This is a genomic window from Amycolatopsis sp. cmx-4-61, assembly GCF_046548775.1.
GTDB lineage: Bacteria > Actinomycetota > Actinomycetes > Mycobacteriales > Pseudonocardiaceae > Amycolatopsis.
Genome location: NZ_JAEBEI010000010.1, coordinates 226,188 through 241,747, shown reverse-complemented (window position 1 = coordinate 241,747; position 15,560 = coordinate 226,188). Strand labels below are relative to the sequence as shown.

General features: G+C 72.6%; 12 protein-coding genes and 2 pseudogenes. 4 read left to right on the top strand and 10 right to left on the bottom strand.

The genetic code is table 11. The annotated features are described in order from the left end of the window. Positions 1-32 precede the first annotated feature (32 nt). The 3 genes and pseudogenes from ACLJOU_RS27280 to ACLJOU_RS27270 form a co-directional block, all read right to left on the bottom strand. Entirely contained in the window at positions 33-1,484 is a 1,452-nt protein-coding gene (locus ACLJOU_RS27280) for a DUF6351 family protein (protein WP_410571146.1), read from the bottom strand. A gap of 97 nt (positions 1,485-1,581) precedes the next feature. Next, positions 1,582-2,322, bottom strand: a pseudogene (locus ACLJOU_RS27275) (DUF6351 family protein); the annotation flags it as partial. 74 nt (positions 2,323-2,396) lie between these two features. Beyond that, positions 2,397-3,269, bottom strand: coding sequence for an AraC family transcriptional regulator (locus tag ACLJOU_RS27270; RefSeq protein ID WP_410571072.1), 873 nt, complete (start codon positions 3,267-3,269; stop codon positions 2,397-2,399). Positions 3,270-3,357: 88 nt separating this feature from the next. Between ACLJOU_RS27270 and ACLJOU_RS27265 the strand changes: the two genes are divergently transcribed. Further along, positions 3,358-4,263, top strand: coding sequence for an MBL fold metallo-hydrolase (locus ACLJOU_RS27265; RefSeq protein WP_410571070.1), 906 nt, complete (start codon positions 3,358-3,360; stop codon positions 4,261-4,263). Between the two features lie 91 nt (positions 4,264-4,354). Here the strand turns inward: ACLJOU_RS27265 and ACLJOU_RS27260 are convergent, their stop codons facing one another. The 5 genes from ACLJOU_RS27260 to ACLJOU_RS27240 form a co-directional block, all read right to left on the bottom strand. Continuing rightward, positions 4,355-4,741, bottom strand: a complete 387-nt coding sequence (locus ACLJOU_RS27260) for a hypothetical protein (protein WP_410571069.1) — start codon at positions 4,739-4,741, stop codon at positions 4,355-4,357. A 57-nt stretch (positions 4,742-4,798) separates the two neighbouring features. Continuing rightward, on the bottom strand, positions 4,799-6,046 hold the full coding sequence (locus ACLJOU_RS27255; RefSeq protein ID WP_410571068.1) for a GDSL-type esterase/lipase family protein: 1,248 nt from the start codon (positions 6,044-6,046) through the stop codon (positions 4,799-4,801). A gap of 124 nt (positions 6,047-6,170) precedes the next feature. Next, complete coding sequence (locus ACLJOU_RS27250) at positions 6,171-6,998, bottom strand: GH25 family lysozyme (RefSeq protein ID WP_410571066.1); 828 nt, start codon at positions 6,996-6,998, stop codon at positions 6,171-6,173. A gap of 91 nt (positions 6,999-7,089) precedes the next feature. Further along, complete coding sequence (locus ACLJOU_RS27245; protein WP_410571064.1) at positions 7,090-8,538, bottom strand: radical SAM protein; 1,449 nt, start codon at positions 8,536-8,538, stop codon at positions 7,090-7,092. Further along, on the bottom strand, positions 8,538-11,123 hold the full coding sequence (locus ACLJOU_RS27240) for a glycosyltransferase (RefSeq protein ID WP_410571063.1): 2,586 nt from the start codon (positions 11,121-11,123) through the stop codon (positions 8,538-8,540). The genes ACLJOU_RS27245 and ACLJOU_RS27240 overlap by 1 nt, the downstream gene beginning before the upstream one ends. Before the next feature lie 2 nt (positions 11,124-11,125). Here ACLJOU_RS27240 and ACLJOU_RS27235 point away from each other — a divergent pair. Continuing rightward, positions 11,126-11,926: pseudogene (locus ACLJOU_RS27235) on the top strand (sensor histidine kinase); the annotation flags it as partial. Positions 11,927-12,072: 146 nt separating this feature from the next. Here ACLJOU_RS27235 and ACLJOU_RS27230 read toward each other — a convergent pair. Then, positions 12,073-13,380, bottom strand: coding sequence for a cytochrome P450 (locus ACLJOU_RS27230; RefSeq protein WP_410571062.1), 1,308 nt, complete (start codon positions 13,378-13,380; stop codon positions 12,073-12,075). 38 nt (positions 13,381-13,418) lie between these two features. Further along, entirely contained in the window at positions 13,419-13,754 is a 336-nt protein-coding gene (locus ACLJOU_RS27225) for a hypothetical protein (protein WP_410571145.1), read from the bottom strand. A gap of 195 nt (positions 13,755-13,949) precedes the next feature. Between ACLJOU_RS27225 and ACLJOU_RS27220 the strand changes: the two genes are divergently transcribed. After that, positions 13,950-15,215, top strand: a complete 1,266-nt coding sequence (locus tag ACLJOU_RS27220; protein WP_410571061.1) for a cation:proton antiporter — start codon at positions 13,950-13,952, stop codon at positions 15,213-15,215. Positions 15,216-15,327: 112 nt separating this feature from the next. Then, a complete protein-coding gene (locus ACLJOU_RS27215) occupies positions 15,328-15,510 on the top strand; it encodes a CsbD family protein (protein WP_364268336.1) in 183 nt (60 codons plus the stop codon). Positions 15,511-15,560: the final 50 nt, after the last annotated feature.

Sequence of the window (15,560 nt, the reverse complement as noted above, 5' to 3'; positions counted from 1 at the left end):
ACCCGGCCGAACCGGCCGGTGGCGCGGATCCCTCACGGCAGCTTCGTCGGCGGAGTGGTCCCGGTGCGTTCGTCGCCGTAGCTCAGCCAGGTGCCGATCGGCGCGCGCTGCCCGATGCCCGGGCGGCGGTAGTCGCACACGCCGCCGGGGAACGCCGTACGCAGGCGCTCCCGGTCCGCTGCGGTGAAGGTGACCGGGTAATCGCCGAAGTCGAGCGGCTTGAGCCGGCACTTGAGCACGTCCAGCGTCAAGCCTTCCCCCGCGACCGTCCGGGTGTTGCCGGCCACCGGGTACTGCGCGCCGCACCGGCCGCCCGCCGGGTACGTCAGGTGCTCGGTGATCCGCGAGGTGGGCGAGAGGTAGCAGCCGTCGCCGAGGTCGCCCGGCCGGTTCGCCAGCACCTTCTGCAGGCGGCTGCGGTGGGAGCGGTCGGCGTCGATCGCGGTCAGCCAGCGGTCCATCGCGTCGAGCTCGTAGCCGCTCGCCGCCGCCGCTTCGGCCGCGGTCGCGTGGTTTTCGATGATGACCTGGTTGCCCGCCGTGCCGTTGGCCCGCAGAAGCCGTTGCCGCAGCACGTAGGACCATTCGGTGGTGTGGATGTCGTTGCCCGGGCCGGCGAAGTCGAGGTCGGTCCGCTGGTCGATGATCGGCGTCTCCCGCAGGCCCTCCGACGCCGAGTTCAGGATGTCGTCGGCGTACGCCGCTTCCAGCGCCCGGGGATCGGCCGCCGTCCGTTGCGGCACCGGCTTTCCGGTGTGGTCGAGGCCGCCGATGGTGGCGTTGAGGTCGGCGAACTGCGCCGCGGTGATCGTGCCGGCCCGCAGCGCGGCCAGCCCGTACTGCACGCCGGTGCTGTCCAGCGGGCTGCGCACGAACCCGGTCCGCGGGTCCCGCCCGAGCTGGTTGGCCAGCTGCTCGTTCGAGTTGCACTTGACCCCGCCGGGGTTGGTGACCGGATCCCACCGCGCCGGAACCGGGATGGCCGCGTTGCAGCTGCCGGTCGCGGTCGCGCGGCTGGCGAAGGTGGCGTCCCAGGAAGTGCAGCTGTCATAGCTGGGGAAACCCGCGACGGCCTGCTTCTGCGCCGGGGTGAACGACGCACCCGGCCCGGCGAAGTACCGGTCGAGCAGGCGGCAGTCCGACACCGGGCCGCCCACGCTCAGCGGGTCGGGGAACGAGACGCCGGGGATGATGCCGTCGACGATGCCGGGGTAGTTCTCCGCGATGTCGTACTGCTGGATCGCCCCGCCCGAGCCACCCCAGCCGATGGTGTGGGCGACCGGGCCGTAGGTCTCGGCGAAGTGCTCCTTGACCATCATCGCCGCTTCGGCCGAGATGATCGGGCTGCAGTTGTTGTCGAGCACGTTCAGCGTCGACGACGCCACCGCGTACCCGCGGGCCAGAAACAGGTCGTTGACCACCCCGCCGGTCGAGCTGCCCTGGTGGTAGCCCGCGTTGCAGCCGCCACCGAAGGTGTAGACCAGCTTTCCGTTCCACGCCCGGGTCCGGCGTGACGGGCGACGGCGTGCCGTCGTAGAGCGCCGCGATCTCGTAGACGGCGCGGTCGATCGTCCCCCGTTCGACGCGGACGACGTACGGCACCGCGTGCCCGCCGACCGTGGCCGTCGCGAGGTCCGCGGGCCGGCTCGCCGGGTCCGCCAGCGGCGCGAACGCCCCGGCGGTCGTGCGGTACTGGTAGCTCACCTGCGTCGGCGCACTGCAGAACGGCTGCGCCGCCGGGGGCAGGCCGAACGCCGGGGTTTCGCAGTAGAACGGGCGCTGCTGTGCGCCGGAGAACACCGGCCCGGTGATCGGGTGGTTGGTGACGCGCAGGCTCGCCCGCCGGCCGAAGGCACCGGCCCGCAGGTCGTTGGCGCCGTCGCGCAGCCCGGTCACCAGGCCGAGCAGGCTGCCGTCGGGCTGGGCGCGGAAGCTCGAGGTGACGTCACGGCCGTTGGCGCTGACGGTGAGCCGCCCGGCCCTCCCCGGTGGCACGACCTTGACGAGCACCTGTCCCCCGCTGACGAGCGCGGGCCGCGGGTTCGACACGGTCTCGATGGTCAGCGGCCACCCGGGTGAGGCCACCGCCGGCGCGGTACCCAGCAGGAGGACGGGTGCGGCCAAGGCGGCCACCACGGCGGATGAACGCACAGCACGGTTCGCCACCGGAGACTCCGCTCGCTCGGGGCATCGCCGCGTCGCGACACCGGGCAGGTGCCGGTATAGCACCTGCGGCCGCGGGGGAACAACGGCATTCGCCTCGCGAAGTCGCCCGCCCGCGATCGATCCGGCGGACTGGTCGGTGACCGAGCACCTGGCCATCGACGCCCGCGTCACCGAACAGCAGGACCCTGACGACCTCGCCGCCGCGACCGTGGCGTCCATCGATGTGCGGTTCACCGGCCGGCGCGGAATCCACCCGGTGGCACGCCGAACTGGCGCTTGAACGCGTGCGAGAACGCGAACGGTGAGGCGTAACCCACCTTCGCGGCGACCGACGGCAACGGGAGGTCCGTGTCCTGGAGCAGGCGCGCCGCCGTCGTGAGGCGCCACCACGTCAGGTACGCCATGGGCGGCTGTCCCGTCAGCGTCGTGAACCGGCGGGCCAGGGTGGCGCGGGACAGGCCCACCCGGGCGGCCAGGTCCTCGATCCGCCACGGTGCTTCGGGGTGCTCGTGCAGGGCCTCCAGCGCGGCGGCGACTTCGGGGTCCCGCAGCGCCTGCGGCCAGCCCGTGCCCGGGTTGCCGTCGAGCCACGCGCGGATCAGGTAGACCAGCAGCAGGTCCAGCAGGCCGGTGAGGACCGTCGCCGAACCCGGCCGCGGGTCGCTCACCTCGCCGCCGAGCAGGTCGATGGCCGCGCGCAGTTCGGGGTGGCGGCCGACTTCGGCGGGCAGGTGCACGACCTCCGGGAGGCTCGCGAGCAGCGGGTGCCGCCGCGCGTGGGCCAGCCGGTACTTGCCGCACAGGAACTCGGTGCGGCCCGACGGCTCGGCCACCGCCGTTTCGAACGGCACCGCGCCGGTGGCGTCCGGCGTCGAGGACAGGACGTGCGCGCCGCCGTGCGGGACCAGGACCGCGTCGCCCGGGCCGAGCGGCACCGGCGTCCCGCCGTCCGCGAGCAGCCAGCCGCTGCCGCGCAGCAGCACGTGGAAACCCGCGCCTTCGTACGGCGCGAAGCGGTAGCACCACTGCGCACCGGCCCGGAGGCGGTTCGACGCCGGCTGCCCGATCCGCACCGCGGCGATCGCGTCACTGAGCACATCCACGTGGGCGAGCGTACTCCTGAGACGATCGCGCATCATTGTGAGCACTAAGCGCATGGAAGCGCTCAGTGTCCGGCCTTAGCGTGGAGTCATGCACATCGGAGAAGTGGAAGTCCTCAGGGTCATCGAGTGGCAGGGCGAGATCGCCCCGGCGCAGTTCATCGTCCCCGACAGCCCCGCCTCGATCTGGACGGACAACGCCGCCTGGCTCGCCCCCGACCACTGGAACCCCGAGACCGGCGGCTACCGCGGCGCCGTGCAGACCTGGGTGCTCCGCAGCGAAGGCCGGGTGATCCTGGTCGACACCGGCGTCGGCAACGACCGGGACCGGCCGCAGATCCCCCTGTTCGACCACCTGGCGACGCCGTTCCTCGAGCGGCTGGCCGCGGCCGGCGTCCGGCCGGAGGACGTCGACGTCGTCGTCAACACCCACATCCACTACGACCACGTCGGCTGGAACACCGAGCTGCGCGACGGCGAGTGGGTGCCGACGTTCCCCCGCGCCACCTACCTGATCCCGCGCGCCGACCAGGTGTACTTCGACCCGCGCAACGCCCACCGCCGCCCCGCTCCGCGGACGCCGCACGAGCAGCTTCGCCGCGAGGGCAGCCTGCTCGTCTACGCCGACAGCGTCACCCCGGTGCTCGGCCGGGCCGAGCTGTGGGAAGGCAGCCACCGCATCGACGGCAACCTCACCCTGGAAGCGGCACCCGGCCACACCCCGGGCTCGTCGGTCCTGCGCGTGTCGTCCGGCGGGGACCGGGCGGTGTTCGTCGGGGACCTGCTGCACAGCCCGGTCCAGATCCTCGCGCCGGAGCACAGCAGCTGCTTCTGCGAAGACCCGCACCAGGCGGCCACGACTCGCCGGGCGATCCTCGAACGCGCCGCGGACACGCGCGCGCTGGTTGTCCCCGCCCACTTCGGCGGACCGGGCGCCGCCGAAGTCCGCCGTGACGGCAGCCGGTTCGCCGTGCGCCGCTGGGCCGGGGCGGCCTAGAGGCACTCGGCCGTCAGATGCGACGGGCTCGAGCTGGGCCGCTCAAAGGTGGCCGAACCCGGACAGACAGCGCCGGGCCTGGGCGCTTCCCTCACAGACGCACGGGTTCGTCCGACATGAGGAAGGCCGACGTCCACTCGGCGAGCTCGGTCAGGCGGACCGTCAGCTCCTCGATCTCCGCCCAGCGGCGGTGCTCCCGTTCCAGGTCCGGCACCAGGAAGTCCTCCACCAGCAACAACAGCGTGGCGATTTCGTAGGCGACGTCGGCGAGCTGCAGGAACGGGCGGTACTCGGCCACGGTGCCCGCCCCGTGCCGCGCGGCCCAGTCGCGGGCGCCGTGGCCGGCGGTGCGGCAGACCGACACCACCGTCCGCCGCAGGTCGGCGCGGCGGGAGCCGGGCTGTCCTTCGGCCAGCGGGGCGACGTTCCAGGCCACCGACAGCAGGCAGCACCCGGCGTCGTCCATCGACTCGTTCATCACCCGGCGCACTTTGGGGCCCCGCGAGCACGGTTCCGCCGTTCCGACTCGCCCGGCTCAGCCCATCGTGTGAAGAACCGGCCCGGATCGGGCGAGCATCGGGACCGACACGAAGTCCGCGAGCGCCTGCTGGCCGGCGGCGTTCGCGTGGATGCCGTCACCGTTGTCGTACGCCGGCAGGATGCTGTTCGGCTTCAGCGGATCCGCCAGCACCGCGTCGAAGTCCACGACGCCCGCACACGTTCCCCCGCAGGTGTTCCAGCGCTTGACGAACAGGGCGATCTCGTGCCGGGCCAGGTTCGCCTGGTCGCCGTAGCCCGGCCGGGGCGTGCTCGGCGTGACGTACACCGGGATCCCGGCCGCGCGCAGCCGCGCGAACACCGCCCGGTAGCTGTCGAGGATCGTCGCCGCGTCGCAGCCGTACGCCAGGTCGTTGGTGCCGTAGTAGTAGATGACGGCCGTGACGCCGTGCAGGGCCAGGACGTCCCGGTCCAGCCGGCTCGCCGCGTCCAGGCCCGCCACCGACGGCGGCGTCCCCGGGCACGACCGGGCGCTCGTGGTGCCCGAGACGCCGGCGTTGGCCACCGCCAGTGGCGCGGCCGAGGCGGCGATCCGCCGCGCCAGGTCGTCGGTCCACCGGCGGTTCGCGCCGAGCTGGGTGCAGCCCGGGCCGCAGTTGGTGCTGCCGATGCCGTCGACGACCGAGCTGCCGAACGGGACGACCGTGCCCTTCAGGGCCGAGTTGTGCACGTCGACGGCGCTGACGACGTAGGTGGCCCCGACCGTCGAGGTGAAGGCGTCACCCGGGACGTCGGCCGCGTGGTCGCCCGAGCCCGGCGGCGACAGGTAGTTGTCCCGCAGGGCGGCGCCGTGCCGGCCCGGCACGGCGGTGCCCTCGACGGCCATGCTCACCGCGAGATCGGAATCCGGGCGCGTCACCAGCCGGGTTTCGTCGCTCCAGACCTCGCCCCCGGCGGGAATCGTCACCGCCGGACGGCCGGCGAAGGTCAGCTCACGCGCGGACGAGACCGCGGCGCCGCCCGTGCTCGGCCCGGCGGTGGCGTGCCCGATGGTCAGCGGCCCGGTGCCGAAGGTGTTCTGGAACCGGACGCGCACGGCGTCGCCGCCCTGGCTGAGGTGGGTGATCATGCGCAGCGACCGGTCGGTGACGGGCGTGTCGGCCCGGCCGTCCTGCGACTGCGCCCACGACGTGAACCACGCGCGCGGCGCACCGGCGGCCCCGGGCGCGGAGACGACGACGGCCGCGGCCACGGACACCGCAGCGAGAAGGGCGATCCTGCGCACGGCGCCTCCCGGGTCCACAAAGGACGAGCAACGAAGACCTGCCCGCCGATCGTAAGCAGCCGGTCACGGAAACGACAGGATTCTGTCCGATCTTGTCAGTGCCCGACCGGAAGCAGCAGCGCCGCTAACCCTTCGCCAGTGCCTGCACCCGGCCGAGCGGGCCGTTGTAGTAGTTCTGGTCCCCGGGCAGGGTGCCGCCGCGGGCGAACTGCCAGATGCTGTGCTTGTCCCAGCCCGCCGGCAGCTCGCCGACGTCCGGGCCGTACCGCGCCAGCCACAGCGGGTCCGTGTTGCCGAATCGGTCGGTGTTGCCCGTGCAGCGTTTCCACCACGCCGTGCTCGTGTAGATCAGCGCACTGCGTTTGGCCTTCGCCAGGTACGTGCGCGTGAAGTCCGCGATCCAGGCCGTCAGGTCGGCCGGGTTCTTGCCGTAGCAGACGTCGCCGTACGGGTTGTACTCGATGTCCAGCGCACCGGGCAGCGTCGTGCCGTCCGCGCGCCAGCCACCGCCGTGGGCGATGAAGTACTCCGCCTGCTCGGCGCCGCCCGAGACGTCCGGGCGGGCGAAGTGGTAGGCGCCGCGGATGATGCCCGCCGCGTGCGCGCCGTCGTACTGCTGGCCGAACTGCGGGTTGACGAACCCGGTGCCTTCGGTCGCCTTGACGTAGGCGAACTTCGCCCCGGCGCCGGCCGCGGCGGCCCAGTCGACCGCGCCCTGGTGCCCGCTGACGTCGTGCCCGAGCGTCTGGTCGACGACATCGGCGCGCGGACTCCCGTGGACGCCTTCGTGGCGCGCGATCTGCGTGCCGGCGTAGTTCGTGTCCGCCAGCGAGTAGTCGGGCGCCGCCCACGCGGGCGGGGCGGCGGCCACCGCGGCGAGCACGGCCAGGACACCGGCGAGCCGGGCCCGCCACCGCCGCTGTTCGTCGTGTCCGGCAACGGTTCGGCTCATCCACGCTCCGATCTCGGTACTGGCACGTCCGAGATCCATGGTGCCCGTCCTGCTCGCTCCCCGCGAGGCTTGTGTCACCCGATGTAGTGACTCACAGCTCGGTGGTGATGATCGCCTCCACGAGCGTCTCCCCCGGCGGGGTCAACCTGATCACGCCGTCGTCCGGGCGCACCTCGACGAGCCCGCGCGAGGCCAACGAACGGAACTTGCCCAGCCACGGTTCCGCGAACAGCGAGCGACCCGGGAACCGGGCGGTGTGCCGCGAATCGCGCAGCGGCTGCAACGTCGTCAGCGCCATCTTGACGGCCCGGGCCTCCTGCGCTTCGGGCGTGAACCGCGTCGCCGACCCCAGCGGGATCCGGCCGGAGAGCACGGTTTCGGTGTACCGGCGGGAGTTCACGTCGGTGATCGCTTCGGACGCGCGGCAGCTCGAACTGCCGCCGAGGCCGATCGCGACCTCGGCCTCCTGCTTGTCCTGGTCGACCATGATGGACTTCCACTTCTCCGGCCCGCGGCCGTCGCGCGCGAAGTACATCGTCGGGTGCTCGGCGTACCCGGCCGCGCGCAGGCCCTCGGTGAGCAGCTCCCGCATCTGGTACTGCTCGCCGAGCGTGGGCCAGCGGTGGCCGTCGCGCACCAGCTTGTCCCGGTAGGACGGCAGCTGCCAGGCCGCCGGCTTCTCGCCGGTGACGCCGGTGCGGGTGTCGCTGTAGGACGCCAGGTGCAGCTTCGTGCACACCACCGCCGTGACCTCGTGCTCGAGCACGACGTCCAGGTCGCGGCGGACGCTGTCCAGGCTCTGGTCGAGCAGGCCGTACATCAGGTCGATGCTGACCCACTCGAACCCCGCCGCGGTGGCGTTGCGCACGAAGTCGACGCACATCGACGCCGTGTGCTCCCGCCCGCACAGCTCCAGGACGTGGTCGTCGAACGACTGGACACCGCTGGAGAGCTTGGTGCAGCCCAGTTCCCGCAGCAGCTCGAGCTTGGCCGGGGTGAACGTGCTGGGGTCGCCCTCGAAGCGGATCGTCGTCGCGGGCGTGAACCCGAAGTTCGCGCGGTAGAACTCCAGCAGGCGGCGGATCTCGGGTTCCGGCAGCAGCGACGGCGTGCCGCCGAAGACGTTGAACTCGCCCACTTCGGCCCCGCGCAGGTGCGGCACGGCGTCGAGCCACAGCTGCGCCTCGGCGAGGTTGAGGTCGACCCAGGACTTCGCTTTCTCGTACGCCACTTCGGGTCTGCCCTTGACCAGCACCACCGGGTACTGGCAGAACCGGCAGCGGTAGGCGCACGTGGGGATGTAGGACCACAGGTGGATCGGCCCGGACGACGCCAGCTGCGCGTCCAGGTCGCGCAGGAACTCCGCAGGGGTGCCGGGGACGTTGCCCGGGAACACGTGCGCCCCGAAGGGATCCTCCTGCACGAAGTCGAGCAGGTGGCGGTTCTCGGGCGCTTCGAGGACGTCGAGCACGGCGGGGCGCGGCCACGCCGGATCGATCGTGTGCAGCGAGCCGATGGCCTGTTCGTAGCCGAGCGTCATCAGAACACCCCTCCGTTGCCGAAGTAGTTGTGGGCCTCGCCCGACTCGCGGTCTTCGCAGTAGTAGCGCGCGAACTCCGCGAACCGCTCTTCCGGCACCTCCGCCAGGCACGGCGGCAGCGGCGGCGGGAACCCGATGTCCTCGCCGACGTGGGCGCGCAGGCACGCGAACAGCTCGTCGGCGAATTCGAAGTACAGCCGGTACGCCGGCGTCTTGTAGGCGTGGATCGGGGTGAAGTCGACGACGCGCATCTCGTGGCGGATCTCGCTGATCCGCCGGGCCAGCCGCGCGGCCAAATCGGATCCGAAGAACGCGATGACGGCGTCGTCCTCCAGCAGCGCGGGGGTCAGCAGCACCGGCAGGATCGTGTTCTTCGGCGTGAAGTCCTTGATGGAAAACTCCCACGCCTGCCGCGCCTCGGCTTCGGTGAGGTCGACCGGTTCCGCCGGTGCCGACGGTCGGATGTCGCGCATGACGATGATGCCGTCGGAGCCGTAGGCGCGCCCGGCGATGACCTCGTCGATGGCGTGGTCGACGCGCCGCGGGTTGATCTCGACGCGCGAGCGCGGGGCGTAGGTGATCGCGTCGCCGCCGCTGGCGACCTTGATCCCGAAGTCCCAGTCGTCGGAGAGGTGGTTGACGAACTTCCCGTCCTGCAGCTGGTAGAAGATCTCGATGCCGCCGGCGCGCTCGTAGGCGTCGCGCTCGACGGCGAAGCCCTTGCCGTCGGGGAAGCCGCCGAAGAGCGCGAAGGTGACCGCACGGCACCGCAGCGTCCGCTGGATCGCGTCCCACAGCCGCGGCCGTCCGGTGAAGTGCCCGGCGTCGTAGTAGTAGTCGCAGACGCCGATGGCGGCCTTCGACGTCTCCATCGCGGCCAGGAGCTCGCTGAGCCAGTGCGGGTCGACCCGGCAGTCGGCATCGGCGGAGACGAGGTAGAACCGCTCCCCCGGGTCGCTGTCGGGCCGGTTGCGGCTGCGGGCCGCGGCGAAGTCCATGCCCGCCCGCCGCGCGCACGAAACGCCCTGCTCGGGCTCGTGGACGACGTGCAGCGCCAGGTCCGGGTGCGCCGCCGCGAAGGCGTGCGCGATGGCCACGGTGTCGTCGGTGGAGTTGTTGTCGACGAGCACGACCTCGTACCGGCTCTTGTCCAGGGGCCGGTCACCGTCGCGCTGGTCGTGCAGCGTCCGCAGCACCTCCGGGAGGTTCGCGGCTTCGTTGTAGACCGGCAGCACGACGCTCAGCCGCGTCGCCGCGCCCATCGGCGGCGGGTACAGCCGGCCGACCAGCTCGTCGACCACCCGCGTGCCGAACCGCGCCTGCCCCAGTTCCGAGTTCACCCGCACCACTTCCGCCCGTTTCCCTTCGTCGGTGATCAGCTCGGCGACTTCGCGCGCGAAGGCCGCGTCCGGCAGGTCGCGGGCCCGGATGTCCAGCACCGGGGCCCGGAAGCCCCGGCTGCCGTAGACGACGTCGTAGAGCTCGTACCCGCTGGTGATGTACGGCGTCCCGGACGCGATCGCCTCGCTGACCGGGTTGCCGTAGCTCTCATAGTCGTAGGAGGTCAGGAACGACACGACGGCCGCGTGCGCGAGCAGGTCGCGCACGGAGTACCGGCCGGGGACCCGGGTGTCGTACGGCGTCAGCCAGCCGCCGAACACGACGCGTCCGCGCACGCCGAGGCGGTCCGCCAGGCCGACGAGCCGGGCGTGCTCGGTGGGCGTCTCGTCGACGTCGCCGGCGACGAACAGCCACGCGTCCGGCAGCAGGGCCAGCAGGTGGAGGTCGCGGTCGATGCGCTTCTGCGGGATGATCCGCGTGATCCGCGCCAGCAGCGGGACGTCGTCGGGAATGCCGTGGTCGCGCCGGAAGGCCGCGTTGCGCTCGTCGATCCGCGCCGGGGCGATGGCGAAGGAGTTGGGCAGGACGTCGATGTTCGCCAGCCCCGGTACCCACGCCAGGGTTCGGGCCTTCGCCTGCTCGTGCAGGGCGAAGTAGTGGATGTGCGGGGAGTTGCGCGGCGCGGGGACGCCGGGGTACGGGAACGTGCCGTACTTCGCGATACCGGGTTCGCTCTGCCACATCAGGTCGTGGTCGCGCCAGAACACGAACCGGCCGAGCCGGTGGCGGGCGCCGTAGCGGCCGATCGCCCGGTACAGCGCCTCGGTGTAGGCCGGGTTTTCCGGCAGGGTCCCGTTTTCCACCATCACCACGGTCACGCCGAGGCGTTCCCAGGTGGCCACGATCCGGTCGGCGAGCTCACCGGCGACGCGGTCGATCTCGGGCCGCAGCGCGCCGTCGCCGCCCTGCACGACTTCGGTCAGGACCCGCTCGACGAACTCCCGGTCGTAGCCCCGGATCCGCTCGACGCCGTCGACGCGGTCGAGCGTGACCCACTCCGGCAGCAGCCGGGCCTCGTCGCGGTACGGGCGGAAGAACGCGCCCTTGTCGGCCTTGATGTCGTACCCGAGGTCGAGGTGGACGCGCTGACCGCGAGCGGCGAAGCGGTGCGCCGTCTTGAGGAACTCGACCACGACCCCGGACAGCGGAGTGGCGTCGAAGGACACGCCCCAGAGCACTGACATCGATGTCAAACCCCCGTATCGGCTTCGCCGTCGGTTCCAGGGTACGGGCCCGGACGCACCCCGGCCGGTTGACCGCGGGCGCTCCCAGCCACCACAGTGACCGCATGAACCGGGCCCTCGGGGTGCTGACCTGCGGCGCCTTCCTCTCGATCGTGCTCGGGGTCCTCGCGTCCGGGGAGCCCCGGCTCGCCCTGGTGCTCGGCGCGGTCTTCACCGTGCTCGCGACGGCGGTGTTCAGCCGGTTGCGCGACCGCGGACACCGGGCGTGGGGCGTGGCCTACGTCGCCGTCCAGCTGCCGCTGGCGTTCGTGCTCTTCACGATCGACGCCGGGGTCGGGACCACGCTGTTCCTCGTCGTGCTGGTCAGCCAGTGCGTGCTGCTGCGCCTGCCGCGGCCGGCGATCGCGCTCGTCATCGCCGTGGTTCCGCTCGTGCACCTCGGGATGTCGCTGGGCGAGGGCCTGCGCGAGGGCATCGGCACCCTCATGTCGGTGCTGTTCGCCGCGATCATCACCGAACTGCTGCTGCGGGAACAGCGCTCCCGCGGTGAGCTCGCCGAAGCGCACGCGAAGCTGCGTGACCACGCCGCCCAGGCGGAGCGGCTCGCGACGGCGCAGGAGCGCAACCGCGTCGCCCGCGACATCCACGACGGCCTCGGGCATTCCCTCACCGTCGTCCAGATGCAGGTGAAAGCCGCGCGGGCGGTGCTGCCGACCGATCCCGGCAAGGCCGACGAAGTGCTCGCGAAAGCGCAGGAGCAGGCCGAAACCGCGCTGGCGGAGGTGCGCCGCTCGGTGCGGACGCTGCGCGAACCGCGGCCGGTCCCGCCGCTGCCGGAGGCGCTGGAAGCCCTCGCCGAGGAGACGTGGGCCCACGGCGGTGCCGATCGTGCTCGTCCTGCTGGGCACGGCGGCGGTCGTCGCAGTCGTGCGGCTGCGGCGCAAGCGGCTCAGCGGACCTGCTTGAGCTTCAGGTGGAAGTTGTCCAGGGTGGCCGGCAGCGGGCGCTCCGGGGACAGCACCGGTCCCGACGCCGGCTCGAACCGGTGGTCGCGCACCAGGTGGGCCAGCGTCGTGCTCGCGCAGAACTGGACCAGGTCGCGGCCCGGGCAGACCGCCGGGCCCGCGCTGAACGGGACCAGCGCCGGGTTCTCCGCCGCCCGGCCGTCGAGCCAGAGGTCCGGTTCGAACCGGTCGGCGTAGGGCAGGGCGGGATCGCGGTGGAAGAACGGCGTGAAGATCAGCACCGTCGTCCCGGCCGGGCCCCACTCGGTCTCCTCCGTCGTCTCCCGCAGGATCATCGGGGTCGTCGGCCACAGCCGGACCGCGTCCAGCAGGCACGCGCGCAGGAACCGCAGCTGGTTCGGCTCGGCCAGGTCGACGCCCTCGAGGTCCGCGCGAGCGCGTTCCAGCTCGGCCGGGTGACTCGCCAGCAGCGCCAACGTCCGGAACGTCGCCATGCCCGCCGCGTCGAACGCGAACAGCCAGTGCGCCACCTGATCGGCGGCGTTCACCGCGTCGGACGCGGCGATCACGGCGGCCAGGCTGCCCGGCTCGGCGCGGTCCAGGTGCCCGCTCAGCCGCCGGTGGAACTCCTCGCGCAGCTGCTTGCGCTTCGGGTGCGCGTATGCCCAGTTCGCGTCGAGCCGCAGGCGTTCGAGCTGGTCGGTCAGCGTCGTGTCGTCGCGGGCGGCCGCGCCGAGCACGACCCTCCGGGCCAGGCGCCACCACGCGACGTTGAACGTGTCCCAGTCGAGGGTCGCCGAACCCGGCAGGCCGGCCGACTCCTCGGCGATGGCGCGGGCGAACGGCGCGGCCAGCTCGTGCAGCGGGCGGCCGGGCTGGAGCACGGTCTCGGTGAACCGGCGGCGGGCCGGCCGGTCGGCCGCGGCGGAAATCAGGACCCCGTGCGGCTGGAAGTGGCTCAGCGCCGCCCGCTTCTCCACTGTGGACGGACTGAACGGCGTCGGTGCGCCGGCCAGCACGCGTTTGACGTCCGCAGCGGACAGCGCCAGCTCGACCGACCGGCCGGGGACGCGCAGCCGTAGCGGACGGCCGTAGTGGCGGTCGCGCAGCCGCGTGAGCAGCTTGACGGCGGCTCGGTCGAACTGCAGCTTCCCGGCCAGCGCCACCGCCGCGGGACGGCGCTTGATGACCCCGCCGGCCAGTGTGGGCAACGCGACCTCGAGCGCGACACGCAGGGTTTCGGCCACCGAAGCGGTCTCCGGCTGCGTGCGGTGTTCCCGAGTGGACGTCATACGCCCGGCTACCCGCCGGCGCGGGGGCGGAAACGCCGTCAGCCGCGCAGGGCGACGTTCAGCACATCGCCGGCGTGGTCCAGGCAGTCCACGCAGATCACCGCGTCCCGCGCGGCGCAGTCCACCCGCAACAGCGGGCGCCGGAGCCCCAGGAACGTCCGTCGTTCGCGGCGGCCGCAGAAGTCGCAGACCGCCGCCAGCGGGGACGTCACCGCCGCCAGCACGTCACCCGAGCCGCTCTCGCGGTCCGCGCCGTCGCGGACCACCCGCAGGCCGGCCCGCACGCAGTCCACGCAGATCGGCCCGTTCCGGCCGGGCACCCGGGGGTCGCGCCGCCTGCCGCAGAACCGGCACGGCCCGCCCGCCCCGTTCATCGCCGTCACCGCGGCCTCCTCGTCGGTTTCGCCGCTCGCACGCCGGGAATCCGGGCCGCGGCGCGCCTTCCCCGGCCACGCTACCCGGCTCCCGGGTAGCCGGCCGATCGCGGTGCGCCCCGCGGATCCCGGATTCCACGCTCGGCCGGGCCTCCCGGCCGCGTGACGCGGGGACGAGCGGACAGGAGGAGATCGTTGTCGTCGTTGACGGTGTTGTTCGGAGTCGCGGGCCTGCTGGCGCTGGCCGCCGCGATCGTGCCGAAGCTGGTCGCCGACCGGCCGTTCTCGGTGCCGCTGGTGATGCTCCTCGCCGGCATCGTGCTCGGGGTGCTGCCGCTGCCCGAGCCCTACGGCGACGGCTGGAGCGACCCGGCGGCCCACCTCCACGGCGTCGAATCCTTCACCCAGCTGGGCATCCTCGTCGCGCTCGCCGGGGCGGGCCTGGCCGTCGACCGCCCGTTCGGCCTGCGCCGCTGGGGTTCGACGTGGCGGCTGCTCGCCGTCACCATGCCGGTGTCGATCCTCGCGATCGCCGCGCTCGGGTACTGGTGGCTCGCGCTCGCCCCCGGGGTCGCGCTGCTGCTCGCCGCGGCGCTGGCCCCGACCGACCCGGTGCTGGCGGGCGACATCGGTGTCCCGCACCCCGACGCCGAGCCGGAACTGGCCCGGGACAACGAGATCCGCTTCACGCTGACCACGGAGGCCGGGCTCAACGACGGGCTCACCATGCCGTTCGTGCTGCTCGGCCTGGCGCTGGTGGGCAGCGAACCCGAGATGGACCTGTCCTGGGTGCTGGTGGACCTGCTGCTCCCGCTGGTCATCGGGGTCGTCGCCGGCCTGGTCACCGGCCGGGTGCTCGGCTGGGCGATCTTCCGGGCGCCGTCGGACCGGCTGCGGCTGGCCGAATACGCCGACGGGCTGGTCCTGCTCGCCCTCGCCTTCGTGCCCTACGCGCTCGCGGAAGCGAGCCACGGCAACGGGTTCGTCGCCGTGTTCACCGCCGCGGTCGCGGTGCGCACGCAGGAACGCGAGCACGAGTACCACGGCGTCCTGCACGCGTTCGGCCACCAGCTGGAGCGGCTGTTCGTGCCGATCGCGCTGCTGGGGCTCGGCCTGGCCATCGGGGACGGCCTGCTGCGCGGGCTGCAGCCGCTGGAAGTGGTGCTGGCGGTGGTCGCGGTGCTGGTGGTCCGGCCGGTGGTCGGCTGGCTGTCGCTGCTCGGCGCGCCGTCGCCGGGGCGGCGGGCGAGCGCGGCGATCGCGTTCTTCGGCGTGCGCGGCATCGGCACGCTGTTCTACCTCGCCTACGCGCTCGACCGGCAGCCGATCCCCCACCAGGACGTGCTGTGGCGCGTGGGCGCGGTGGCCATCGCCGTCTCGGTGGTCGTGCACGGCGTGCTCGCGGAGCCGGCGATCCAGCGCATCGAGCGGATGGGCGGTCATCTGCCGGCCGATGTCTAGCCGGCTGTCCGGCCGGCGATGTTAGGAACCGGGGTGAGTGGGTACACCACTGTCAAGGCCCTTTTGGCGACTGGCCGATCCGGAAATGTCGCCGCAACGGAAGGTGCACCCGATGAACGACAAGTTGGAAAACAAGGGCGAAGAGCTCAAGGGCCGGGCCAAGGAAGCCGTCGGCGACGCCACGGGCAACGAGCAGTGGCAGGCCGAGGGCAAGACCGACCAGGCCAAGGGCTCGCTCAAGCAGGCCGGCGAGAAGGTCAAGGACGCCGTGAAGGGCGTCACGAACAAGGACTGACCCAGTTCTTCCGCTGCCGCACCCCGCACACCGGGGTGCGGCAGCGTTCT